The 25,828-nt window shown below is 63.7% G+C and carries 17 protein-coding genes; 11 read left to right on the top strand and 6 right to left on the bottom strand.

Translation table 11 applies throughout. The annotated features are described in order from the left end of the window. Nucleotides 1–7 precede the first annotated feature (7 nt). Together AC0L3B_RS08365 and AC0L3B_RS08360 are read left to right on the top strand one after the other, a co-directional pair. Nucleotides 8–226, top strand: a complete 219-nt coding sequence (locus AC0L3B_RS08365; RefSeq protein WP_027570573.1) for a hypothetical protein — start codon at nucleotides 8–10, stop codon at nucleotides 224–226. A 2-nt stretch (nucleotides 227–228) separates the two neighbouring features. Beyond that, a complete protein-coding gene (locus AC0L3B_RS08360) occupies nucleotides 229–672 on the top strand; it encodes a DUF1801 domain-containing protein (protein ID WP_473380280.1) in 444 nt (147 codons plus the stop codon). A gap of 215 nt (nucleotides 673–887) precedes the next feature. On the opposite strand, the gene AC0L3B_RS08355 is transcribed toward AC0L3B_RS08360, so the two are convergent. The 4 genes from AC0L3B_RS08355 to AC0L3B_RS08340 all read right to left on the bottom strand — a co-directional run bounded on the left by AC0L3B_RS08355 (nucleotide 888) and on the right by AC0L3B_RS08340 (nucleotide 6,610). Beyond that, complete coding sequence (locus AC0L3B_RS08355) at nucleotides 888–2,423, bottom strand: SpoVR family protein (protein ID WP_085351898.1); 1,536 nt, start codon at nucleotides 2,421–2,423, stop codon at nucleotides 888–890. Next, nucleotides 2,420–3,697: a YeaH/YhbH family protein gene (locus AC0L3B_RS08350; protein ID WP_026232663.1), complete on the bottom strand. Its 1,278-nt coding sequence runs from the start codon at nucleotides 3,695–3,697 to the stop codon at nucleotides 2,420–2,422. The genes AC0L3B_RS08355 and AC0L3B_RS08350 overlap by 4 nt, the downstream gene beginning before the upstream one ends. 19 nt (nucleotides 3,698–3,716) lie before the next feature. Beyond that, nucleotides 3,717–5,660: a PrkA family serine protein kinase gene (locus AC0L3B_RS08345; RefSeq protein ID WP_018454065.1), complete on the bottom strand. Its 1,944-nt coding sequence runs from the start codon at nucleotides 5,658–5,660 to the stop codon at nucleotides 3,717–3,719. A gap of 299 nt (nucleotides 5,661–5,959) precedes the next feature. Continuing rightward, the gene (locus tag AC0L3B_RS08340) at nucleotides 5,960–6,610 is read right to left on the bottom strand and encodes a hypothetical protein (protein WP_446479976.1); all 651 of its coding nucleotides are present in this window, start codon (nucleotides 6,608–6,610) and stop codon (nucleotides 5,960–5,962) included. A 308-nt stretch (nucleotides 6,611–6,918) separates the two neighbouring features. Here AC0L3B_RS08340 and AC0L3B_RS08335 point away from each other — a divergent pair, with 308 nt between their 5' ends. From AC0L3B_RS08335 to AC0L3B_RS08310, 6 genes are read left to right on the top strand one after another with little or no spacing between them, the layout of a single operon-like run. Next, a complete protein-coding gene (locus AC0L3B_RS08335; protein WP_473380279.1) occupies nucleotides 6,919–9,768 on the top strand; it encodes a bifunctional transaldolase/phosoglucose isomerase in 2,850 nt (949 codons plus the stop codon). A gap of 13 nt (nucleotides 9,769–9,781) precedes the next feature. After that, a complete protein-coding gene (gene gnd, locus AC0L3B_RS08330; RefSeq protein WP_085351901.1) occupies nucleotides 9,782–10,780 on the top strand; it encodes a phosphogluconate dehydrogenase (NAD(+)-dependent, decarboxylating) in 999 nt (332 codons plus the stop codon). A 28-nt stretch (nucleotides 10,781–10,808) separates the two neighbouring features. Next, nucleotides 10,809–12,320, top strand: coding sequence for a glucose-6-phosphate dehydrogenase (zwf, locus tag AC0L3B_RS08325; protein WP_018454061.1), 1,512 nt, complete (start codon nucleotides 10,809–10,811; stop codon nucleotides 12,318–12,320). Further along, complete coding sequence (gene pgl / locus AC0L3B_RS08320) at nucleotides 12,317–13,069, top strand: 6-phosphogluconolactonase (RefSeq protein WP_473380278.1); 753 nt, start codon at nucleotides 12,317–12,319, stop codon at nucleotides 13,067–13,069. Before zwf ends, pgl begins: the two co-directional genes overlap by 4 nt. Next, complete coding sequence (locus AC0L3B_RS08315) at nucleotides 13,056–13,586, top strand: gluconokinase (protein WP_026232661.1); 531 nt, start codon at nucleotides 13,056–13,058, stop codon at nucleotides 13,584–13,586. Before pgl ends, AC0L3B_RS08315 begins: the two co-directional genes overlap by 14 nt. A gap of 34 nt (nucleotides 13,587–13,620) precedes the next feature. Then, nucleotides 13,621–14,433: an HAD family hydrolase gene (locus tag AC0L3B_RS08310; RefSeq protein ID WP_085351905.1), complete on the top strand. Its 813-nt coding sequence runs from the start codon at nucleotides 13,621–13,623 to the stop codon at nucleotides 14,431–14,433. A gap of 1 nt (nucleotide 14,434) precedes the next feature. On the opposite strand, the gene AC0L3B_RS08305 is transcribed toward AC0L3B_RS08310, so the two are convergent. Together AC0L3B_RS08305 and malQ are read right to left on the bottom strand one after the other, a co-directional pair. Then, a complete protein-coding gene (locus tag AC0L3B_RS08305; RefSeq protein ID WP_018454059.1) occupies nucleotides 14,435–16,237 on the bottom strand; it encodes a glycoside hydrolase family 15 protein in 1,803 nt (600 codons plus the stop codon). A 42-nt stretch (nucleotides 16,238–16,279) separates the two neighbouring features. Then, nucleotides 16,280–18,241, bottom strand: coding sequence for a 4-alpha-glucanotransferase (gene malQ, locus AC0L3B_RS08300; RefSeq protein ID WP_085351907.1), 1,962 nt, complete (start codon nucleotides 18,239–18,241; stop codon nucleotides 16,280–16,282). A gap of 204 nt (nucleotides 18,242–18,445) precedes the next feature. On the opposite strand from malQ, the gene AC0L3B_RS08295 reads away from it, so the two are divergent. From AC0L3B_RS08295 to glgB, 3 genes are read left to right on the top strand one after another with little or no spacing between them, the layout of a single operon-like run. Continuing rightward, the gene (locus tag AC0L3B_RS08295; RefSeq protein WP_085361504.1) at nucleotides 18,446–20,392 is read left to right on the top strand and encodes a maltotransferase domain-containing protein; all 1,947 of its coding nucleotides are present in this window, start codon (nucleotides 18,446–18,448) and stop codon (nucleotides 20,390–20,392) included. 11 nt (nucleotides 20,393–20,403) lie between these two features. Beyond that, a complete protein-coding gene (gene treS, locus AC0L3B_RS08290) occupies nucleotides 20,404–23,697 on the top strand; it encodes a maltose alpha-D-glucosyltransferase (protein WP_085351909.1) in 3,294 nt (1,097 codons plus the stop codon). Further along, nucleotides 23,690–25,828, top strand: a complete 2,139-nt coding sequence (gene glgB, locus AC0L3B_RS08285) for a 1,4-alpha-glucan branching protein GlgB (RefSeq protein ID WP_018454055.1) — start codon at nucleotides 23,690–23,692, stop codon at nucleotides 25,826–25,828. The genes treS and glgB overlap by 8 nt, the downstream gene beginning before the upstream one ends.

The following is a 25,828-nucleotide window of genomic DNA, read 5'->3' as shown; positions in this document are numbered from 1 at the left end:
GGTTTCATTGACCGGAAATATGTGGATTCGGCAGATCCATCGCTGGCTGTCGATCGCCTTCACGCTTGCCGTCATCGCCAACATCGTCGCCCTGACGCTGCAAGTCCAGGCGACGTGGATCGGCTTGCTCGCCTTCGTCCCGTTGATCCCATTGCTTGCGACCGGGCTCTACATGTTCGCGCTGCCCTATCTCGGCCGCCGCCGCGGCGCCCGACAAGAGGCGTGAACATGAAGAAGGCCGTGACCGCGAAAAACAGCAGCGCGACGAAGACGGATGGCGCTTCGCCGTCCAGGATGATCGACGGCAGGATCAAGGAGCTCGGCGACTGGCGCGGCGAGATGCTCGAGCGAATCCGCAGCCTGATCAAGGACGCCGACCCTGATGTCGTCGAGGAATGGAAGTGGCGCGGCGTTCCCGTGTGGGAGCACGACGGCATCATCTGCACCGGCGAGACCTACAAGGCCGTGGTGAAGATGACCTTTGCCAAGGGCGCCGCGCTGGACGATCCCGCCGGCCTATTCAATTCCAGCCTCGAGGGCAACGTGCGGCGTGCGATCGATATTCGCGAAGGCGAGAAGATCAACGAGAAAGCGTTGAAGGCACTGATCCGCGCAGCGGTGGCGCTGAATGCGTCCAAAGCCAAGAAGAAGCCGGCGAAACGTTCCGGATAGAACAGCCGTTGTGGAGCCACGAACGCTTTCCTTCTCCCCTTGTGGGTGAAGGTGGCGCGAAGCGCCGGATGAGGGGTCTCTATCGACACGGGAAATGTTGAGAGATACCCCTCACCGCAGGGAGCTTGTGTCTTCCAGCGTCGCCGCCCTCTCCCATAAGGGGCGAGGGCGCATCAACGCGCATCTCGCCGTATTGCTCCGCATAGTCAGCAGCGTCAGGCCACCGCCGAGATCGGGCGCGGGCTCACGACATATTCGCGCAGCACCTTGTCACTGGCGTCGACCTCGATCAGTGCGACGTCGTAGGTCCAGAGATCGGCTAGATGCTGGAGCACGCGCTTGGCGTCGGTCTCGTTGAGCTGCGCGCCCTTGATGACATGGTGATGCAGGATCAGCCGCCGGTCGCCGGAGAGATCGACGTCGACCACCTCGATATTCGCGTCGATGTAGCCGACATCGTGCTGCCGTGCCAGCTCGCGCCGGACACGGCGGAAGCCCCGCTCGTCGTGAATGGCGTCGACCCGGATGCCGGCGCGTTCCTCGGGGTCATCATGCAGGTGGAACATGCGGAGGTGCCGCATCAGCTTCGGACTCAGGAACTGGGCGATGAAACTCTCGTCGCGGTAGTTGGCCCAGACGTCGCGCAGCACGCCCATCACGTCGTTCTTGCCGGCGATGTCCGGGAACCATTCGCGGTCCTCGTCTTCCGGCCTGGTGACGATGCGCTCGATGTCCTGCATCATGGCGAAGCCGAGCGCATAGGGATTAAAGCCGGAAAAGCGCTGGTCATCGAATTCGGGCTGGAACACGACATTGGTGTGCGACTGCAGGAATTCGAGGAAATTGCCGTCGCTGATGCGGCCCTGCTGATGCAGCTTGGTCATGATGCGATAGTGGACGTAGGTCGCCGTCCCCTCGTTCATCACCTTGGTCTGGCTCTGCGGATAGAAATATTGCGCGATGTGGCGGACGATGCGCAACAGCTCGCGCTGCCAGGGCGCCAGCCGCGGCGCGCTCTTCTCGAGGAAATACAGCAGGTTCTCCTGCGGCAGGCCGAGCAGCTTGCGGCGGCGTTCGATGCTGAGCGCGGACCGGGTCTTGCTCTTTCCCGCCGGCACGGTGCGCCAGAGGTCGTTGAAGACCTCCTCCTCGTGCTGGCGGCGGCGCCCTGCCCGCTTCTCTTCGGCGCGGAGGTCGAGCTTCTTCTTGCCGGGATAGCGGTCGATCCCATGCGACATCAACGCATGCGCGGCATCGAGGGTGCGCTCGACCTCCACCCGGCCGTAGCGATCCTCGCATTGCATGACGTAGTTCTTGGCGAAATCCAGATAGTCCAGGATGCCGTCGGCGTCGGTCCACTGCTTGAACAGATAGTTGTTCTTGAAGAAGTGATTGTGGCCGAAGGCGGCGTGCGCGATCACCAGGGTCTGCATCGTCGCCGTGTTCTCTTCCATCAGGTAGGAGATGCAGGGCGAGGAGTTGATCACGATCTCATAGGCGAGGCCCATGAGGCCCTTGCGGTATGAGGCCTCGTGATACGCAAAGTGCTTTCCGAACGACCAGTGCTTGTAGAACAGCGGCATGCCGACCGACGAATAGGCGTCCAGCATCTGCTCGGCGGTGATGACTTCGATCTGGTTCGGATAGACGTCGAGCCCGAGATCTTTCGTCGCCACCTCCTCGCAGGCATCCGTGATGCGCTGCAAGGTGTGAAAATCCCAATCGGCGCCTTCGAACAAGCGTTCCGTCATGGAGCGGCTTTCTCCTGGGCAGTGTCGCGGCGCTGAAACAGATCGTGGAACACCGGAAAAATTTCGCTGCGCTCGCTGACCTTGCGCATCGAGAGCGGTGCGCCGCTGTTGCGCAAGCGCTCGTAGAGGGTCCAGAGCGAGGAGTCGGACAGATCGAAGGCGCTGCCGCCGGACTCGCCGACCTCGAGATAGGCGAAGAACTGGCAGACCGGCAGGATTTTGTCGGTCAGCAGCATGCCCGCGAGCTCGCCGTCGGAATAGGAATTGTCGCCGTCGGAAGCTTGCGCAGCGTAGATATTCCAGTCCGACGGGCTGAAGCGTTCGCGCACGATCTCGTGCATGGCCTGCAGCGCGCTGGAGACCAGCGTGCCGCCGGAAGCCGGGCCATAGAAGAAGGTCTGCTCATCCACCTCCTCGGCGCGATCGGTGTGGCGGATGAAGACGATGTCGACATGCTTGTAGCGGCGCTTCAGAAATACGTAGAGCAGCATGTAGAAGCGCTTGGCGAGATCCTTCATGTGCTCGGACATCGAGCCCGACACGTCCATCAGGCAGAACATCACAGCCTGGGCAACGGGCTTTGGAACCGTCTCGAAGCGGCGGTAGCGGATGTCGAGCGGATCGATGAAGGGAATGCGCTTGGATTTCGCCTTCAGTTTTTCGAGCTGGGCTAGCAGCAGCAGACGCTCGTCCTCATCTGCGCAGGCAGCGATGGCGGATTCAAGCTCTTCGATCTCCTCCTTGCTGGGACGCTTGAGCGCGATACGGCGCGCCATTGCGCGCCGAACCGTCCGGCTCACCGAGATGTTGGATGGCGAGCCCGACGTGGTGTAGCCGGCGCGCTGGATGCCCTCGCTCTCGGTCTGCGCGATCTTGCGCTTGGCGAGATCAGGAAGTTCGAGGTCATCGAGGAAGAGATCGACGAATTCGTCGCGGCTGAGCACGAAGCGGAAGGCGTCCTCGCTGTCGCCTTCGCCCGGACCGGAATCCTTGGCACTGCCCTGGCCGGAGCGCTGGAGATAGTCGCCCTCGATGAACTTCTTGTTTCCGGGCAACACCATGTCGCGCGTTCCGCCGTCGCGGCGGAAACGCGGCTCGTGCATGCCGTCGAGCGGAATGGTGACCTCGCCACCCTCCAGGACGTCCTTGATGTCGCGTTCCTGCGAGGTCTTCTTGACGGCGCCCTGCACCAGGGATTTGGCCCGACGCAAGAACCGCTGCCGGTTCTCGAGACTCTTGCCGCCTGGATTCAGGCGCCTGTCAATAATGTGAATCGGCACTTTTCCATCCGCCTCAACCGGCCTGCTTCACGCGCATGTACCATTCGACGAGCCGGCGAACCTGACGCTCGGTGTAGCCGCGCTCCACCATGCGTGCGACGAACTCGCCGTGCTTCTTCTCCGTCTCGCCGTCCTTCTTCGACCCGAAGGAGATGACCGGAAGCAGGTCCTCAACCTGGGAGAATATCCGCTTTTCGATCACATCGCGAATCTTCTCGTAGGAGATCCAGGTCGGATTCTTGCCGCCGTTCTGGGCGCGCGACCGTAACGAGAATTTGACCACCTCGTTGCGGAAATCCTTCGGGTTGGCGATGCCCGCCGGCTTCTCGATTTTGGTCAGCTCCTGGTTCAAAAGCTCACGATCCAGCAGCTGGCCGGTGTCGGCGTCCTTGAAATCCTGGTCCTCGATCCAGGCATCGGCGTAGTCGACGTAGCGGTCGAACAGGTTCTGGCCGTAATCCGAGTAGGATTCGAGATAAGCCTTCTGGATCTCGTTGCCGATGAACTCGGCATAACGCGGCGCAAGGTCGGCCTTGATGAATTCGAGGTAGCGCTTCTCGACTTCCTCGGGCAGTTGCTCGCGCTTGATCGATTGCTCCAGCGCGTACATCAGATGCACGGCGTCGGCGGCGACTTCCTGCGGATCGTGGTTGAAGGTCGCAGCCAGGATCTTGAAGGCAAAGCGGGTGGAAACACCGTCCATGCCCTCGTCGACGCCGGCGGCATCGCGATATTCCTGGACGCTGCGCGCCTTCGGATCGGTCTCCTTCAGGCTCTCACCGTCGTAAACCCTCATCTTGGCGTAGATCGTGGAATTTTCGTGCTTGCGCAGGCGCGACATCACCGAGAACCGCGCCAGCGTTTCCAGCGTCGCGGGCGCGCAAGGCGCGGCCGCGAGCTCGGAGCCCTGGATCAGCTTCTCGTAGATCTTCTGCTCCTCCGTGATCCGCAGGCAGTACGGCACCTTGATCACGCAGATGCGGTCGATGAAGGCCTCGTTGTTCTTGTTGGCCTTGAAGCTCGACCACTCGGCTTCATTGGAGTGCGCGAGGATGACGCCGGTGAACGGGATCGCGCCGATGTTCTCGGTGCCGATATAGTTGCCTTCCTGCGTCGCGGTGAGCAGCGGGTGCAGCATCTTGATCGGCGCCTTGAACATCTCGACGAATTCGAGCACGCCCTGGTTGGCGCGGTTGAGGCCGCCGGAATAGCTGTAGGCGTCGGGATCGTTCTGCGCGTAGGTTTCGAGCTTGCGGATGTCGACCTTGCCGACCAGCGAGGAGATGTCCTGGTTGTTCTCGTCACCCGGCTCGGTCTTGGCGATCCCGATCTGGCGCAGCCGCGACGGCTGGATCTTTGCAACCCGAAACTGGGAAATGTCGCCGCCGAAGGCTTCCAGCCGCTTGTAGCACCACGGGCTCATCAGGCCGGTGAGACGGCGGCGCGGAATGCCGTATTTCTCTTCCAGCATCGGGCCGAGCTGATCCGGATCGAACAGGCTGAGCGGGCTTTCGAACACGGGCGAGAGCTCGTCGCCGGCCTTGAGCACGTAGATCGGATGCACTTCCATCAGCGACTTGAGCCGCTCAGCGAGCGAGGATTTGCCGCCGCCGACCGGACCGAGCAGATACAGGATCTGCTTGCGCTCTTCGAGGCCCTGCGCCGCGTGACGGAAGAAACCGACGATGCGCTCGATGGTTTCTTCCATGCCGTAGAAACCGGCGAAGGCCGGATAGGTACGGATCGTGCGGTTCAAAAAAATACGGCCAAGGCGTGGGTCCTTGGCCGTGTCAATCGTCTGGGGCTCACCGATCGCTGCTAGCAGTCGTTCGGCCGCGTTTGCGTATTTCATGGGATCGCTTCGACACGATTCCAGATATTCCGCCATCGACATGTCGTGTTGGCTTCTCGCCTCGAACGACTTAGCGAAAGCGTTGAATAGAGAATCGTTGTACATGATCCCTCTCCGCGTGAGTTCCGCTACACAATTGAACGAAAGCAGCGACCGGACCGTTCCTTAGCGCCACTCTCGAATCAGCGTGAGCACATGACGATCATTCGACACCCGGGCGCCTTCTCGGCGCAACGCACAACGTAGGCACAGGGTGAGTTACGAACAGGCACCTGCCTGATATTTGAGCGAATCTTTGTCTATATTGGCTCATTTCCAGAAAATGTCACTCGCTCGCAACATCCGGGCATTACCGGGGATGCGTTCATCCGGCGCCGCATCATAGCCGTCTGCGAACGGCGATCTTATGACGCTTGTGCGGCGAAGCCTTGCGTGGCGCGTTCATCTTCCTGCTGCAATGCGGTGCGTGGACCGCCGGCGGCGTGACAGTCGCGGCAAACGCGCAGCAGTGTATCAAAATCGGTCGCCAGGCCCTCCGACCGGATGACGATGCGATCGTCCGTCGCACCGCGGGCCAAGCCGCGGATGCTGCAGAGCTGCCTCTGCAAGGCCGGCGTCGGCGTCAGCACGATCACCTTGCGCCCGCGGCGTTCTTCAGCCGAAATCTCCGCGATCGAGTCCCACAGCAGAAATTCATTGCCGATGCGAAGGTCGCGAATGCCATAGGGGGTGACGATCACCACCGATGCCCGCTCGGCGGGGAGCATCCAGATCAGCCGGCCGGTCATCGCGGCGAACGCCACCACGCCGGCATAGCCGACCGTCGTGTCGTAATCGCCAAAAGCATTCCACCAGCCCAAGGCGAGCGTTGCGCTGAGCAGCGTCATGGCGAAACCCGCAACGATCAGCAACCGCAGTTGGGTCGTACATGGACCGATTTCGAGATCGTGGGACGCATCGACGCATCCGGTCGACGTGACCGACTGGGGGCTGTCTGTGACAGCGAGCGCCAGACGGTCATGATGTGCTTGCATGCTTTCCCCCAGCATGGCCATTCGCGACCGAGCCACGATGCATCAGGCGGACCGGAATCCGCTGATGAGTACTCCGCGCAGCCACTGGCGGCGAGGCGAGGCAGCTGGCGTTACACAACAAGGGCGTAGCCGATTCCTCACGGCCAACGACCTTTTACGCAACTCGGCTCCCTCTACGCGGATCGCCATGATCGCGACGGAGTTACACTGGAGGATATGACGCCCATACCCTTGATTGGTTCCCTCAAGGAAGCATGTACGCTAGAGGATAGCGCGTCAGGACCGGCGCGGAAACCCCTCGCCCGCAGGCTTGGAGATAAATTAGCATCATGAATCCCGTCAAAGAACTGGAAAAGCACGGACAAGCCGTCTGGCTGGACTTCCTGGCCCGCGGCTTCATCGCCAAGGGCGACCTGAAGCGGCTGATCGACACCGACGGCGTCAAAGGCGTCACCTCCAACCCCTCGATCTTCGAGAAAGCGATCGGCAGCTCGGACGAGTACGACGCGCCGATCGGCAAGGCATTGAAGCGCGGCGATCGGTCGGTCGCCGACCTGTTCGAGGCCGTCGCGGTCGAGGACATCCAGAACGCCGCCGACGTGCTGCGCCCGGTCTACGACCGCCTCAAGGGGGGCGACGGCTATGTCAGCCTGGAAGTCTCGCCCTATCTGGCGATGGACACGGGTGAAACGGTCACAGAGGCGCGGCGGCTCTGGAAGGACGTCAACCGCAAGAACCTGATGGTGAAGGTGCCGGCAACGCCGGAGGGCCTGCCGGCGATCGAGACCCTCATCGGCGACGGCATCAGCATCAACATCACGCTGCTGTTCTCCAGGGACGTCTATCTGCAGGTTGCCGAGGCCTATCTCGCCGGTCTGGAGACATACGTCGCAGGTGGCGGCGATCCCTCGCACGTGGCGAGCGTGGCGAGCTTTTTCGTCAGCCGCATCGACTCGGTGGTCGACAAGCAGCTCGACGAGAAGATTGCCCGCGCCAACGACCCGAGCGAGAAGGAACGGCTCGCCGCGCTGAAGGGCAAGGTCGCGATCGCCAATGCGAAGGTCGCCTACCAGGATTACAAGCGCCTGTTCTCAGGTCCGCGCTGGGACAAGCTCGCGGCCAAGGGCGCCAAGCCGCAGCGCATGCTGTGGGCCTCGACCGGCACCAAGAACAAGGACTACAGCGACGTCCTCTATGTCGAGGAATTGATCGGTCCCGACACCATCAACACCGTGCCGCCGGCGACATTGGATGCGTTCCGCGACCACGGCACGCCGCGGGACAGCCTGGAAGAGAATGTCGACGACGCCAGGCGCGTGCTGGAAGAACTGGAGCGCTCCGGCGTCTCGCTCGATGCTATCACCGAGGAACTCGTCAAGGACGGCGTCAAGCAGTTCGCCGACGCCGCCGACAAGCTCTATGGCGCTGTCGCCCACAAGCGCGCCACCGTGCTCGGGCCTGCGATCGACCGCCAGCTTCTCTCGCTCGGCGACGGCCTCGGCAAGGCCGTGGCCAAGAGCACCGAGGAATGGCGCGCGTCGGCAAAGATCCGCAGGCTGTGGCAACGGGACAAATCGGTCTGGACCGGCACCGACGAGGACAAATGGCTCGGCTGGCTCGACAGCGCCGCCAAGGCCGACGTCGCCGATTATGAGGATTATGCCAGCCGCGTGAAAGGCCAGAAATTCTCCGACGCCGTCGTGCTCGGCATGGGCGGGTCAAGCCTCGGGCCGGAGGTGCTGGCCGAGACCTTCGGCAAGAAGCCCGGGTTCCCGAAGCTGCACGTGCTGGATTCCACCGATCCGGCGCAGGTGCGGGCAATGGAGGCCAGGATCGACATCGCCAACACCGTGTTCATCGTCTCCAGCAAGTCCGGCGGCACCACCGAACCGAATGCGATGAAGGATTATTTCCACCAGCGCGTCGCGCAGGCGGTCGGACCGAAGGTCAAGACCGGCCATCGCTTCATTGCGGTCACTGATCCCGGATCGTCGCTGGAGACGGCGGCGAAGACGCTAAGCTATGCGCGCATCTTCCACGGCGAGCCCTCCATCGGCGGACGCTACTCGGTGCTCTCGCCATTCGGCCTGGTGCCGGCGGCAACCGCGGGCGTCGATATCAAGACCTTCATCAAGCACGCGCTTGCGATGGCCCGCTCCTGCGGACCGGACGTGCCGCCGGCCGAGAACCCCGGCGTGCAGCTCGGCCTTGCCATGGGCCATGCAGCGCTCGAAGGCCGCGACAAGGTGACGATCCTGTCGTCGAAGAAGATTGCCGATTTCGGCGCCTGGGCCGAGCAGCTCATCGCGGAATCGACCGGCAAGGACGGCAAGGGCCTGATCCCGATCGACGGCGAGCCGCTGGGCGAGCCGGCGGTCTACGGCAATGACCGGCTCTTCATCGACATCCGTATCGAGGGCGAAGCGGACGCCGCCCATGACTCGCAGCTTGCTGCGATCGAAGCGGCCGGCCATCCCGTCGTGCGCATCGTGATGAAGTCGATCGACCATCTCGGCCAGGAGTTTTTCCGCTTCGAGATGGCAACGGCGGTCGCGGGCAGCATCCTCGGCATCAACCCGTTCGACCAGCCGGACGTGGAAGCGGCCAAGATCAAGACCCGAGAGCTCACCGCCTCGTTCGAAAAGACCGGCGCACTGCCGGCCGAGCAGCCGGTGGTCAGCACCACCGAGGCCGATCTCTACACCGACGAGACCAATGCCGCAGCCCTGCGCGCTGCCGGCGCCAACGGCGACCTCACCTCCTGGCTGAAGGCGCATCTGTCGCGCTCCAATCATGGCGACTATGTCGCCCTGCTCGGCTACATCGCCCGCGACAAGGCGACGATCGACGCGCTCCAGGCCATGCGGCTCGAGGTGCGTGAGAAACGACACGTTGCGACCTGCGCCGAGTTCGGCCCCCGCTTCCTGCACTCGACAGGACAGGCCTACAAGGGCGGCCCCGACAGCGGTGTGTTCCTCCAGATCACCGCCGACGATGCCAGGGACCTGCCGGTGCCGGGCCAGAAGGCCAGCTTCGGCGTGATCAAGGCCGCGCAGGCACGCGGCGACTTCGACGTGCTTACCGAGCGCGGCCGGCGCGCGCTGCGGGTCCACTTGAAGGGCGGGCTCAAGAAGGGTCTCGCGGCGCTCAATGCGGCGCTTAACGACGCACTGAACTAAGGGAATTCCTCAAATGCAACTCGGCATGATCGGCCTCGGCCGGATGGGCGGCAACATCGTTCGCCGCCTGATGCGCCACGGACATTCGACCGTGGTCTACGACAAGGACGCCAAGGCCGTCGCCGGCCTTGCGGCAGACGGCGCGGTCGGCTCGGCGACGCTCGAAGAGTTCATTGCGAAACTGGAGCGGCCGCGCACGGCCTGGGTGATGCTGCCGGCCGGCCACATCACCGAGACCACGATCGACACGATCGCGGGCGCGATGCAGGAAGGCGACGTCATCATCGACGGCGGCAACACGTTCTGGCAGGACGACGTCCGCCGCGGCAAGGCGCTGAAGGAGCGCGGCATCCACTATGTCGACGTCGGCACCTCCGGCGGCGTCTGGGGCCTCGACCGCGGCTATTGCATGATGATCGGCGGCGAGAAACAGGTCGTCGATCGGCTCGATCCGATCTTCGCCGCGCTCGCGCCCGGCGCCGGCGACATTCCGCGCACGGAGGGACGTGAGGGGCGCGATCCCCGCATCGAGCAGGGCTACATCCATGCCGGCCCCGTCGGCGCCGGTCATTTCGTCAAGATGATCCACAACGGTATCGAATACGGCCTGATGCAGGCCTACGCCGAAGGTTTTGACATCCTCAAGAACGCCAACATCGAGGCCTTGCCGGCGGATCATCGTTACGATTTCGATCTCGCCGATATCGCCGAGGTGTGGCGGCGTGGCAGCGTGATCCCGTCCTGGCTGCTCGACCTTACCTCGACCGCGCTCGCGGATAGCCCTGCACTGGCGGAGTATTCGGGTTTCGTGGAGGATTCCGGCGAAGGACGCTGGACCGTGAACGCGGCGATCGACGAGGCCGTGCCGGCCGAAGTCCTGACCGCGGCGCTGTTCGCACGTTTCCGTTCCCGCAAGGAACACACTTTCGCCGAGAAAATTCTCTCAGCGATGCGAGCCGGTTTTGGCGGCCACAAGGAGCCGAAGCAGCCGGCTGCTTCGAAGCCGAAATAGCAATTAGCAGAACGAAGGCCAATAGTTCGTGACAAAAGACCCGCAAGCCAAGCGCAAGCCGGAAAATTGCGCCTTCGTCATCTTTGGTGTCACCGGCGACCTCACCCATCGGCTGGTGATGCCATCGCTCTACAATCTGGCGGCCGAGCATCTGTTACCCGAAAAGTTCTGCGTGGTCGGCGTCGCCCGCCGGGGCCAGTCGGACAACGAGCTGCGCGACAGCCTGTTGAAGGGCTTGCGCCAGTTCGCGACCCGGCCGGTGGACGACGACATTGCCAAGAAGCTGCTGGAATGCGTGACCTTCGTCGAAGCCGACGCAAAGGATCCGCCATCCTTTGATCGCCTGCGTGAGCATCTGGATTCCCTGGAATGCGCGCAGGATACCGGCGGCAACCGGCTGTTCTATCTCGCGACCCCGCCGGCTGCGTTCGCGCCGACCGCGCGCGAGCTCGGCCGCACCGGCATGATGAAGGAGAACGGGGCGTGGCGGCGCCTGGTGATCGAAAAGCCGTTCGGCACCGACCTCGCCTCGGCGCGCGCGCTGAATGGCGAGCTGCTGAAGATCATGGACGAGCACCAGATCTACCGGATCGATCACTATCTCGGCAAGGAGACGGTGCAGAACATCCTGGTGCTGCGCTTTGCCAACGGCATGTTCGAGCCGATCTGGAATCGCAACCATATCGATCACATCCAGATCACGGTGGAGGAAAAGCTCGGCGTCGGCCATCGCGGCGGCTTCTACGACGCCACCGGCGCGCTACGCGACATGGTGCCGAACCACCTGTTCCAGCTGATGTCGCTGGTCGCGATGGAGCCGCCGGCGCGTTTCGACGCCCATTCCGTGCGCTCCGAGAAGGCCGAGATTCTGACCTCGATTCAGCGCCCGAGCGAAGAGGAAGCGCTGAAGAGCTCGGTGCGCGCCCAATATCTCGCAGGGCGCATCGGCGACGATGAGATCCCGGACTATCGCAAGACCGAGGACGTCAAACCCGGCAGCACTACCGAGACCTATGTCGCGCTGAAGCTGATGATCGACAATTGGCGCTGGGCCGGCGTGCCGTTCTATTTGCGCACCGGCAAGGCGCTCGGCCACAAGCGCACCGAGGTCGCGATCAAGTTCAAGCAGGCGCCGCTGTCGATGTTCTCAGGCACGGCTGTCGATCGTCTCTCTCAGAACTTCCTCACGATCGGCATCGCACCGACCGAGACCATCGAGCTCCAGTTCAACGCCAAGATCCCGGGGCCGAGCGTCACCATCGACGGCGTCGAGATGAAGTTCCGCTATGGCGACTATTTCCGGGCCGATCCCTCGACCGGCTACGAGACGCTGATCTACGACTGCATGATCGGCGACAACATCCTGTTCCAGCGTGCCGACGGCATCGAAGCCGGATGGGAGGCGGTGCAGCCGTTCCTTGACGCCTGGAAGAACGCGGGCAGCAACGGCATCGAGACCTATCAAGCCGGCAGCGACGGCCCCGCCTGCGCCGATGAATTGCTCCGCCGCGACGGCCGAAGCTGGCGTAAATTTTCGTGACCGCGACGGCCGGACAGCCGAAGCTGATCGTCGAGGCCGACGCCGAGGCTCTCGCGCGGACCGCGGCCGGACGGGTGATGGCGCGAATCGCGGCCAATCCCGGGCGCACTGCGATCTGCCTGACCGGCGGCTCCAGCCCAAAGAGGCTCTACCAGCTGCTGGGCAGCGAGGCCTGGCGCGAAAAAATCCCGTGGGAGCGCGTGCACTGGTTCATCGGTGACGAGCGCTTCGTGCCCGAAAGCGATCCCCTCAACAACATGGCGGTCGCGCGCGCGACCTTTCTCGATCGCAACGCGCCCTCCGGCCATGTTCACCCGATCCCGACGACGGCTGACGACCCTGATCAGAGCGCCGAGGCCTATGCGCGCGAGCTGCAGTCTTTCTACGGCGCGGAAAGCCTGGATCCGGCACGGCCGCTGTTCGACATGGTCTTGATGGGCGCGGGGCCGGACGGCCACACGGCTTCGCTCTTCCCGGGCTACCCCGCGATCGAGGAGACGGGACGCTGGGTGGTCGGCGTCCCCAAGGCCAATGTTGCCCCCTTCGTGCCGCGGGTCTCGCTCACCCTGCCCGCACTGGCGTCCTGCCGCGAAATGCTGTTCGAGATAGCGGGGCACGACAAGCAGCCGATCTTGACGCGCCTGCTCAATGGCGAGACTCTGCCGGCTGTACGCGCGCGCTCGAATGGCGAGACCGTCTGGCTGGTCGACCAGGCCGCGCTTCCGGAGGGAATTCGTGGCCGGCGTTGAAGCACCTTGTGCATTGATCGTGATGGGCGTGTCGGGCTCGGGCAAGAGCACGGTTGCAAAAGCGCTCGGCGAGCGCCTCGGCTGGCGTTTCGAGGACGGCGACAGCTTTCATCCCGCCAGCAATGTCGAGAAGATGCGGGCCGGCCATCCCCTCACCGACGAGGACCGCTGGCCCTGGCTCAACGCCATTGCCGACGAGATCGCGAGGGTCTGTGACAAGGGCGAGCACGTCATCATCGCCTGCTCGGCGCTGAAGCATACTTATCGGGACGTGCTCCTGCGCGGACGCGACGACGTCCGCTTCATCTTCCTGAGGGGGACGAAGGAGCTGATCGCCGCTCGCCTCGCGCAACGTAAGGGGCACTTCATGCCGCCCGGCCTGCTGACGAGCCAGTTCAACACGCTGGAGCCGCCGGAGGCTGGCGAGCACGTGATCACAGTCTCGATCGACGAATCCGTGGAAGCGATCGTAGACGGCGCGGTGCGGCAGTTGAAACTGGGCGGCGCGAAACGCTGAGGCCAAACACCCAAGAAACACCCAAGGGACCGTCATGACAAAAATCTCGCTCGTCGTCTCCGACGTCGACGGTACGCTGCTGACCAAGGACAAGACGCTGACCGACCGCGCGAGGTCCGCGGTTCAGCGTCTGCACCAGGCCGGCATCGGCTTCACGATTACGTCGAGCCGCCCCGCGATCGGCATGCGTTTCCTGATCGAACCGCTGGCGCTCTGGCTGCCGGTCGGCCCGTTCAACGGCTCCTCGATCGTCGACCCCGAGATGAATCCGGTCGAACAGCATCTCATCCCCGCCGCGGCGGCCGAGCGAAGCTTGCAAATTCTGCGGGACTTCGGCGCCGACATCTGGCTGTTCACCACCGACAAATGGCTGATCGACAAGCCTGATGGCCAATACGTGGCACATGAGCAGCACACCATCCGCTCCGACCCGACCATCGTGACGGATTTCTCGCCGTATCTCGCGAGCGCCTGCAAGATCGTCGGGGCCAGCGCCGATGCAGCCGGCCTCGAAGCTTGCGAGAAGGCGATGCAGAAGGCGCTCGGCAGCGAGGCGATGGCGGTGCGCTCGCAGACCTATTACCTCGACATCACCCCGCCCGGCTTCGACAAGGGCACATTCGTGCAAGCCATGGCCAAGCGCCTCGGCATTTCAACGGACGCGGTCGCCACGATCGGCGACATGCAGAACGACCTCGCGATGTTTCGCGTCAGCGGCGTTTCGATCGCAATGGGCAATGCGGCCGACAACGTCAAGGACCAAGCCACCCACGTCACCGCGACCAACGAGCACGACGGTTTTGCGGAAGCGATGGAGATGATTTTGAAGCGGAACGAGGTCGCCTAGGTCACTGCTTCGACCGCTGCATCGCAGGCTTCTTGCTGCCCTGCCTTGCGGCCGACAGGTTATGCGCGGTGTTGACCAGCGCGATATGAGTCAGCGCCTGCGGGAAATTGCCGGTCTGACGCCTGGCGCCTGAATCATATTCCTCGGCTAGCAGTCCCACATCATTCGCGACACCGACCACGCGATCGAACAAGGCTTGCGCCTTGTCGAGATCGCCCGCCAGTACATGGGCATCGGCCAGCCACAGGCTGCAGGCGAGGAAGGCGCCCTCGATCGGCTGCTTCTCCTCGGACACTTCGCGCGGATCGTGCCGCAGCACAAAGCCGTCAGGCATCATGTGCTTTTCCATCGCCGCGATGGTGCCGCGAATGCGCGGATCCGACGCTTCCAGGAAGCCAACGGACGGCAGCAGCAGCACGCTGGCATCGAGCAGCTTCGAGCCGTAGGACTCCACGAAGGCATTCTCCTCCGCGTCGAAGCCGCGGTTGCAGACGTCGCGATGAATGGCGTCGCGCAAGGTGCGCCAGTGCAGCAGCGGCGCCTTGAAGCCGAAGGTCTCGGCGCTCTTGATGCCGCGGTCGAAGGCGACCCAGGTCATCACCTTGGAGAAGACATAGTGCTTCGGCTGCCCGCGCCGCTCCCAGATGCCGTGATCGGGCTGGTCCCAGACTTCGGCGAGATGCTTGAGCACGGCGCATTCCAGCGCCCAGCTCTCGTCGTCGAGCTTGAGCTTGGCCATCCGCGATTGGTGGAAGGCGTCGATCAGTTCGCCGTAGACGTCGAGCTGGAGCTGCGCATGCGCGGCATTGCCGACGCGCACCGGCTGTGCGCCCTCGTAGCCATCGAGCCAACCGGCCTCCCATTCCAGCAGCCGCCGCTGGCCCCAGATGCCGTACATGATCTGCATGTTCGCCGGTGAGCCTGCCGCCGCACGCAACAGCCAATTGTGCCAGGCCGAGGCTTCCTCGGTGTAACCCGAGTTCATCAGCGCCAGCAGCGTGAAGGTGGCATCGCGCAGCCAGCAGAAGCGGTAGTCCCAATTCCTGGCGCCGCCGAGCTTCTCCGGCAACGAGGTGGTCGGCGCCGCGACGATGCCGCCGGTCGGAGCGAAGGTCAGCGCCTTGAGTGTGATCAGCGAGCGCACGATCAGGTCGCGATAGTCGCCATCGCGATTGCAGTGGCTGCACCAGTCCTGCCAGAATTTCTCGGTCTCCTTGAGTGCGACCTCCGGATCGATTGGCGCGGGCGGCTCGAGATGCGAGGGGCCGTAGGTCAGCACGAACGGCACGGTCTCGCCGGCCTTCACCTCGAAATCGGAAACCGTGGTCAGATCCTCGCCTCGGGTCTTGGCCGGTGTCCGCAGCACGGTCATGTCCTGCCCGGCGACCGCCAGCAGGGAATGGTCGATCCGCCGCACCCACGGGATGTCGACGCCGAAGCCGAAGCGGATGACGAGTTCCATCCGCATCTTCACCGTGCCGCTGACACCGCGGACCAGCCGCACGATGTCGGAGGCCTTGCCGCGCGGCGGCATGAAGTCGATCAGCGCAACGGTGCCGCCGTCAGTCTCAAAGCGCGTTTCGAGGATGAGGGTGTCGCCGAGATAGCGGCGCGACGTCGCGGTGACGTCCTCGCTCGGCGCGATCAGCCAGCGGCCGTTCTTGTGCGTGCCGAGGAGCGCGGCAAAGCAGGCATCGGAATCGAAGGCCGGCCAGCACAGCCAGTCGATCGAGCCGTTGCGGCCGACCAGCGCCGCGGTCTCGCAGTCGCCGATCAGCGCATAATCTTCAATCCTCTGAGACAATGTCGTGCGAGCCTCGAAAACGACGTCCGGAGACCCCGGCGATCAACGCCCGCCGGGTAACGAGCGTTCCCGTGTCGCGGCCTTCAAGGCTGCGACATCGACCTTCGAAATGATCTTGTCGAGCGTCACAGGCAGGCGCTGGCGCCAGTTCGGATGCTCGTCAATCGTACCGGGAATGTTGGGCTGGTCGATCACGCCGAGCAGATCCTCCAGCGACACCGCAAGCAGCCGCGACGGCGTGCGCGACAGGAAGGCGAGCACCGAATAGACATCATTGGCACGGATGCCGTTGGCACGCAGGATCTCGTCGAGCAGGCCGAGCGCATCCCAGCGGGCCTGATCGTTCTCGCCGGGATCGAGCCCGAGCGAGCGCTTCATCCTGAGATCGCTGAAAGAGCGCCAGCCGGCATAGGTCGACAGATCATGCGTGTTCAACGTCACCAGCGCGTTGGGCCGGTAGTGATCGACGGGCCGGAAGTGACCGGCATCGTCGCGCTCGAACATCATGACGAGGTAGGACCAGATGCCGAAATCCTGCATGGTCTCGCGAAAACCTTCCGGCACCGTGCCGAGGTCCTCGCCGATGACGATGCACTTATGGGCCGCGCTCTCCCGCGCCACGGTCGCCAGCAGCGCCTCGAACGGCATCTGCACATAGGCGCCGTTGTCGGGCTTGAAGCCGCGCGGCACCAGATACAGCCGCTTCAAGCCGAGCACGTGATCGAGACGGATGGCTCCGGAATGGCGCATCGAAGCCGCGAGCATATCGGCGAATGGCACGAAGGATTGCGCCTCCAGGCCGCCGGCATTGAAGCCGGCCAAGCCCCAATCCTGGCCAATGGTATTGAGCACGTCCGGCGGCGCGCCGACGGCGAGATGACGAGAAATCGCCCCCTGCTCGTTCCAAGCATCGAAGCCGTTCGACTGCACGCCGACGGCAACGTCAAGATAGAGCCCGACCCGCATGCCGAGCTGGCCGGCCAGCTCCTTGGCCGCATGCAACTGGCTATCGGCGGTCCATTGCACGAATTCGACGAACTCGACCTCGTGCTTGTCCGGGCCGTTGCGCAGCTCGGCGCATTTCGTCTCATCCGGCTTTTGCCATTCCTGCGGCCATTCCCACCACGGCGCCGCAAAGCGATGGCGTAGCACCTCGAAGCAGGCAAAACGGGACAACAGCGGCGCGCGAGCCGCCCGGAAGGCGTCGAACTGGTTGCGGCGGACGCCGCTCGCGGTTTTCACGAAGCTGTCGAAGGCGGCACGCAAGGCCAACCATTTCAAGGCCGCCATGTCCGGATAGGGCACACGATCACCGTCGCGGAGCCGCGCGGCGGTCGCGGCCGCATCGGGGACGAGGTCGGGGGAAAATTCCGGGATCGCCTCGACGTCGATATAGAGCGGATTGAGAAACAGCCGGCTGTTCGGCGAATAGGGGCTGCAATCGGCCGGATGGTCATCGAACAACACATGCAGGGGATTGAGCCCGACGCCGTCGGCGCCCAACTGCTTCGCGAGCCGGACCAGACCGGCGAGGTCGGTGAAATCGCCGATGCCCCAATTGCGGTCCGAGCGGACGCTGTAGAGCTGCACGGCAAGCAGCCAGCCCCGGTCGAAATCGCCGCCGAAGGCCCGCTCCGGCGCCACGATCATCGGCACCTCTTCCGTCACGCCTCCGGCATCCGTCAGCGTCAGCCGGTGATAGCCGAGCGGCAGGCCGGCCGGCCAGGCAATCACGGGCTCGCGCGTCTCACCTTGCGCGATCAAATTGCCGTTGCCGGTCATCTTCCATTTGAGCGGCGGCGCACCGATCGTCACCAATTCGGTGCGCGGATGGCCCAAGGCGCGTACCACCACAGGCCCGCTGACGAAGCGGTAAACCCGCTTTTCCGGCAAGGCGTCGAGGATGGATTTGAGGGCCACGGGATCGGTGACCCGCAGCTTTCCGAGGGCATCGACGAATTCGGATTGAACGCCCTTGATCCGGGCTTGAGCTAAAAGATCCATTCGGCACGCAGCTTGCAGGCCATTTTGTGGCCGGGGGCATCGATTTTAACGAGGTCGCGGAAGAGGTTAGTCAGGGTTAACTCGCGAGCCGCGCCTGCCGTTCCCCAGGGAACCAATGACACACAAGCGGCTTTCTATAGTGGTATCAAGCGTAGGTTCCCGGCAAGGGAAACGGGCTCCTGCTTTCTTGTCAATGGCATCACCGTGAACAAGACAATTCAAACTGTCGAGAGTGCCGCAGCCGGCAGCACTTTCCTCATCGAGGACGTCTATCCCCTGATCGACGGCGGGCGCTTCCCCGTGAAGCGGATCGCGCGCGAACCGGTCGAGGTCTGGGCCGACATCTACCGGGACGGCGACGCCGTGATCGGCGCAGCGCTGATCTGGCGACAGGAGCAGGACCGCGAATGGCAGAGCGAGCCGATGATCCCTCACGGCAATGACCGCTGGTCCGGCGCGTTCACACCCGTCGAGCCCGGCAAATATGTCTATGCGATCGAAGCTTGGACCGACGAATTCGCCACCTGGTCGCACGCGTTCGCGCGCAAGCAGCGCTCCGGTGCCGACGTCACGCTTGATGCGATCGAGGGCGCCGGCCTTTTGACCAAGGCGCATGGCGCGCAGCAGGACGCCGCCGCCGTCATCGTCAGGCGATGCGAGGACTATCTTCTGACCGGCGACGTTGCCCCGCTGCTGGCAACCGAGCTCGGCGCAGCCATGGCCGAGAGCCAGTTGCGGCCTGATCTCACGCGCTCGGCGCTATTCCCACTGTTCGTCGACCGCGACAAGGCACGCTTCGGCGCCTGGTATCAGATGATGCCGCGCAGCCAGAGCGTGGTGCCAGGACAGCATGGCACGCTCCGCGACTGCATCGCGCGCGTGCCCGACATCGCCGCGATGGGCTTTGACGTGCTGTACTTCACGCCGATCCATCCCATTGGCCGCACCCGGCGCAAGGGCCGCAACAACATGCCGGTGGCGGGCGACGGCGATCCCGGCTCGCCTTATGCGATCGGCGCCATCGAGGGCGGGCACGACGCGCTGCACCCCGAACTCGGCACGATCGAGGATTTTCGCGCGCTGGTCGCGACCTGCCTGGAATACGGCCTCGAACTCGCGCTCGACTTCGCCGTGCAATGCTCGCCGGACCACCCGTGGCTGACGCAGCATCCGGAATGGTTCAAATGGCGCCCGGATCGGTCGGTGCGGACGGCTGACGGGCCCTATTCCGATATCGTCATCCCCGATTTCGCGTCCGTCGACCGGGCTGGACTATGGAACGCGTTTCGCGACGCCATGCTGTTCTGGATCGACCACGGCGTCACCATCTTCGCCATCGACAATCACGACACCGCGCCGCTCGCCTTCTGGGAGTGGCTGATCCGTGACATCCGCCGCCGGCATCCCGAGGTGATCCTGTTTTCCAAGACGTTCGCGCGCCCGAAGCTGATGAAGGGCCTCGCCAAGCTCGGCTTTGCGCAATCGTTCAGCTATTTCCCCTGGCGCACGGCGAAGTGGGAGCTGGAGCAATATCTCGGCGAGCTGACGCGCTATCCCGAACGTGACTTCTATCGGCCGAACCTGTTCGTGAATACGCCCGATCTTTTGCCCTATCATCTCCAGGGCGGCGAGACATGGGCGTTCAAATCGCGCGTCGCGCTGGCGGCGACGCTGTCCAGCAATTATGGCGTCTACAGCGGGTTCGAGCTGCTGGAGCACGAGGCGATCCCCGGCCGCGAGGAATATCTCGACTCCGAGAAATACCAGATCAAGCAGCGCGACTGGAACAAGCCCGGCAACATCAAGGCCTACATCACGGAGCTCAATCGCATCCGCAGCGAGAATGCTGCGCTTCAGCGGACGGCGAACCTGCGCTTCCTTGGCATCGAAGACGGCGAGACGATCGCCTTCGTCAAGGAAGCGACCGACCCGGCCAACATCGTCGTGGCCGTGGTTGCGCTCTCGTGCCACGTGCGCGAATTCTGGTTGCCGCTCGGCGACGTCACGGTTGACGCCGGCGGGCAGCGACACCATGTGTCGGCACTCGAAAACCTCCTCACCGGCGAACAGGCCCGCATCGAATGGGGCGGGATCAAATTGCGTATCGATCCCGAGCGCGATCCCGCGCTGCTGTTCCGCTGCCTGGCGTAAGGGCGCACGCCATGAATGTATTGTCTTCCGTCGACACCAAGAAAGCCGAGGCTGCCGAGATCGTGGACGAGCTCTGGTACAAGGACGCCATTATCTATCAGCTTCACGTCAAGGCGTTTGCCGATAGCAACAATGACGGCATCGGCGACTTCGCCGGGCTGACCGAGAAGCTGCCCTATCTCCAGGAGCTCGGCGTCACCGCGCTCTGGCTGCTGCCGTTCTATCCCTCGCCCGGCCGCGACGACGGCTACGACATCGCCGACTACGGTTCGGTCAATCCCGATTTCGGGACGATGAAGGATTTCAAGCGCTTCATCCAGGAGGCCCAGAAGCGAGGCTTGCGCGTCATCACCGAGCTCGTCGTCAACCACACCTCGGACCAGCACAATTGGTTCAAGCGTGCTCGCCGCAGCCCGGCAGGCTCGAGCGCCCGCAACTGGTATGTCTGGAGCGACACCGACCAGAAATACCAGGGCACCCGTATCATCTTCACCGACACGGAGAAGTCGAACTGGACCTGGGATCACGAGGCCGGCGCGTTCTACTGGCACCGCTTCTTCTCGCACCAGCCGGATCTCAATTTCGACAATCCGCGCGTCGTCAGCGCGCTGATCCAGGTGATGAAGCGCTGGCTGGACGCCGGCGTCGACGGCTTCCGTCTGGACGCCATTCCCTATCTCTGCGAGCGCGAAGGTACCTCGAACGAGAACCTCCCCGAGACGCATGCCATCATCAAGCGGCTCCGCCACGAGCTGGATTCCTACTCCAAGGGCAAGCTGCTGCTGGCCGAGGCCAATCAATGGCCGGAGGACGTGCAGGAATATTTCGGCCGCGGCGACGAGTGCCACATGGCCTATCACTTCCCGCTGATGCCGCGCATCTACATGGCGATCGCGCAGGAGGACCGTTTCCCGATCACCGACATTCTGCGCCAGACGCCGGATATTCCGGCGAGCTGCCAATGGGCGCTGTTCCTGCGCAACCATGACGAGCTGACGCTGGAGATGGTGACCGACGTCGAGCGCGACTATCTGTGGACCACCTACGCCAACGATCCGCGCGCCCGCATCAATGTCGGCATCCGCCGGCGCCTCGCGCCGCTGATGGACAACGACCGGCGCAAGATCGAGCTGATGAACTCGCTGCTGCTGTCCTTCCCCGGCACGCCGATCATCTACTACGGCGACGAGATCGGGATGGGCGACAACATCTATCTCGGCGACCGCAACGGCGTGCGCACGCCGATGCAGTGGAGCCCGGACCGCAACGGCGGCTTCTCGCGCTGCGACCCGGCCCGCCTCTACGCGCCGCTGATCATGGATCCGGTCTACGGCTATGAATCGGTGAACGTGGAGGCGCAGTCGCGCAGCCTATCCTCGCTGCTCAGCGCGACCAAGCGTCTGATCTCGGTGCGCAAATCGACGCTCGCCTTCGGCCGCGGCACCATGACCTTCATCCGCCCGGCCAACCGCGCCGTGCTGGCCTATGTCCGGCAGTACCGCGACGAGGTGATCCTCTGCGTCGCCAATCTGTCGCGCGCGGCCCAGGCGACCGAGCTCGATCTGTCGCCCTGGAAGGACCGCATCCCGCAGGAGATGCTCGGCCGCACGCGTTTTCCGGCGATCGGCGAACTGCCCTACATGGTCACGCTGGGGCCCTATGGCTTCTACTGGTTCCAGCTCACCGAGCGCGACAAGTCCGAGCCGGTGACGCCGCGCGCAGTGCCCGAATTCGAGACGCTGGTGGTGCCGGTGAACTCGACCTGGGTGTCGCTGGCGCGCGAGCGCGGCGTGTTCGAGCACGAGGTGCTGCCGGGATTCCTGTCGCGCACGCGCTGGTATCCGGAGCACAATCCCAAGCACATCAAGCCGACGCTGACCTCGGCGGTGCCGTTCTGCGACATCGGCGACAACAGGCCCTGGATCGCGTTCTTCGAGGCGGCGCAGGGCGACGTCACCACGCGCTACGTGCTGCCGATGCAGATCGAATGGGTGCGCTTCGACCGCGAACGCTTCAATCCCAGGGCGCTCGCCGCCGTGCGTCAGGGGGCCCGCGAAGGGACGCTGCTGGACGTGGCAACCGAGCAGATCTTCATCGGCCTGTTCCTGCGCAATCTGTCGCAGAACCTGGTGGTGGAAGAAAACAATCTGCGGCTGGAGTTCAAGGCGACCAGCCGGTTTGCCGAGTACACCATCAAGGAGCCCGAACGCATCCGCACGATCGAGCAGTCGAACAGCACCGCGCTGGTCGACAACCAGTATGTCGCCAAGATCTATCGTCAGCTCGAAGCCGGCATCAATCCCGAGATCGAGATCGGCTCCTACCTCACCGAGATCGCCCGCTTTGCCAATACGCCGGCACTGCTCGGCAGCGTCGAGCTGGTCGAAGACGACCGTCGCAGCGCAGTCGGCGTGCTGCACGCCTATGTCGAGAACCAGGGCGACGGCTGGGGCGTCACCGCGGGCTATCTCGACCGCTATATCGACGAGCAACGGGTGCTGCCACCGGGCGAGATGCCCCGCGAGACCCAGGAGCAAGCGCCCTATCTGCACTTCATTACGCAGATCGGCCGACGGCTCGCCGAGCTGCATGTGGCTCTGGCCGCTGCAAAGCCCGGAGATCTCGCGCCGGAGCCCATTGGCTCCGCACACGTCAAGCGCTGGTCATCCGAGCTCGAGACACGGGCCGAGCGGGTTTTCGAGCGGCTGGCCGCCAGCACCGACCGCCTGCGGGAGGTGGACCGACCGCTGATCAATCAGCTCGCCGCGGAGCGCGCGACCCTGTCCGGCCGGCTCAACGCGCTCTTACCTTCCGAGCTCGGCGGGTTGAACATCCGTCATCATGGCGATTTCCGCCTCGGGCAAACTCTGATTGTGAAGGACGATATCTTCATCATCGACTTCGACGGAGATCCGCGTTTGCCGCTGGCCGACAAGCGGCGCAAGCTGCCTGCGGCGCGTGACGTTGCCGGCCTGATCCGCTCGATTGATCTTTCGGTTAACGCGGCGCTTCACCGCGCGCTCACGGGCGCCTCCGACGAACAGGGCCGTCTCACGGCTGCGCTCGACGAATGGCGCGAGCGCACCACCGCGACGTTCCTCACCGCCTACCGCGAAGCCATGACCGATCGGCGGCTGTGGCCGGAAGATCCGCAATCTGCGGCTGGCCTGTTAAGGTTTTTCCTGCTTGATCAAGCGTTCGAGGAAGTAGAGTACGAGCTGTCCCACCGGCCTGAGGGGCTCCATGCGCCGCTGTCCGGACTGCTTCGCATTCTGTCCAGTATCGAGAGCGAAGCCCATGCCTAAACTCCCTGCCGAGGCCTATGCGATCATCGAGGGTCGCCACTCCGATCCGTTCCACTATCTCGGGCTGCATCCCGAGGGCGACAAGAGCGTGGTGCGCGCGTTTCTTCCCGATGCTTCCAACGTCGAGGCGGTGGGCGAGCACGGCGAGGTGGCGAAGCTCGATCGCGTCCATGATGCCGGCCTGTTCATCGGCGCTCTGCCGAACGGCGCGAAGCACTACCAGCTCCGCGCGAAGTTCGGCGACAACGTCATCGAATTCGAGGACACCTATCGCTTTCCGCCGATCCTGACCGATTTCGACCTCTATCTGCTCGGCGAAGGCACCCACCAGCGCCTTTACGACAAGCTCGGCGCGCATCCGATGCGGCTCGAAGGCATCGATGGCATCGGCTTCGTGGTGCTGGCGCCCAACGCCCGGCGTGTCTCCGTCGTCGGCGACTTCAATTTCTGGGACGGACGGCGCCATCCGATGCGGGTGCGCGGCGCGGGTTATTGGGAATTGTTCATCCCGCACGCCAAGGCCGGCGACCACTACAAGTTCGAAATTATCGGACCGCACGGCCATCTGCTTCCGCTGAAATCCGATCCGATGGCCTTTGCAAGCGAGGTGCGCCCGAAGACCGCTTCCATCGTGTTCGACGAAGCGCATCTGCCGCGGCCGCGACCGGCGCCCGACGGCATCAACGCGTTGTCCGCGCCGATGTCGATCTACGAGGTCCATCTCGGCTCATGGCGGCGCAAGAACGGCAATGAATGGCTGACCTATCGCGAGCTGGCCGAGCAGCTGCCGGCCTACGCCCGCGACATGGGCTTCACCCATCTCGAATTCCTCCCCGTCAGCGAGCATCCTTTCGACGGCTCGTGGGGCTATCAGCCGACCGGGCTGTATGCGCCGACCAGCCGCTTCGGCACGCCGGAGGATTTTGCCGCGCTGGTCGATGCCTGCCACCGCGAGGGCGTCGGCGTGCTGCTCGACTGGGTGCCCGGCCACTTCCCGGACGATCCGCACGGGCTCGGCAGCTTCGACGGCACAGCGCTGTACGAGCACGCCAATCCGCTCCAGGGCCGGCATCTCGATTGGGGCACGCTGATCTACAATTACGGCCGCACCGAAGTGACGAACTTCCTGGTCTCGAACGCGCTGTTCTGGCTCGAGCGCTACGCGATCGACGGACTGCGAGTCGATGCCGTCGCATCCATGCTCTACCTCGACTACAGCCGTCCGCCCGGGGCGTGGATTCCGAACCAGCATGGCGGCCGGGAGAACATCGAGGCGATCGCATTCCTGCGCCGCTTCAACACCGAGCTGTTCGCGCGTTTCCCGCAGGCGACCACGGCCGCCGAAGAGTCCACCGCCTGGCCGCAGGTCTCGCGCCCGGTCGAATTCGGAGGGCTCGGCTTCGGCTACAAGTGGAATATGGGCTGGATGCACGACACGCTGAACTACATCAGCAAGGACCCGATCCACCGCAAGCATCATCACGGCGACATCCTGTTCGGCCTGCACTACGCCTTCTCGGAGAACTTCGTCCTGCCGCTGTCGCACGACGAAGTCGTGCACGGCAAGCGCTCTATCCTCGGGCGCATGCCCGGCGACGAATGGCAGCGCTTCGCGAATTTGCGCGCCTATTACAGCTTCATGTTCGGCCATCCCGGCAAGAAGCTGCTGTTCATGGGCGCCGAGATCGCGCAAAGCCGCGAATGGAATCACGACCAATCGCTCGACTGGCACTTGCTCGAGTACAAGCCCCATTCAGGCATCCAGGCGTTGATCCGCGATCTCAACCGGCTCTATCGCGCGGTGCCCGCCCTGCACCAGATGGACTGCGAGCAGGCCGGCTTCGAATGGCTGATCACCGACGACGCCAACCGCAACGTGTTCGCCTGGCTGCGCAAGGGATTTGACGAGCACGCCCGGTGCATGGTGATCGTCAACTTCTCACCCAATGTCTATCGCAATTACCGCGTTCGCGCGCCATTCGGTGGCAAGTGGAAGGAAGTGTTCAACTCCGACTCCGCCCATTACGGCGGCAGCAATGTCGGCAACATCGGCGAAGTCCACGCCGTCAATGGCGAGCTCCGCCTCACCATTCCGCCGCTCGCCGCGATCTTCCTCGTTCCGGAAAGCTGA

This window comes from Bradyrhizobium sp. Kon56, assembly GCF_055807635.1.
The sequence above is the reverse complement of the archived record's forward strand: the minus strand, read 5'-3'. Positions and strand labels throughout refer to the sequence as shown.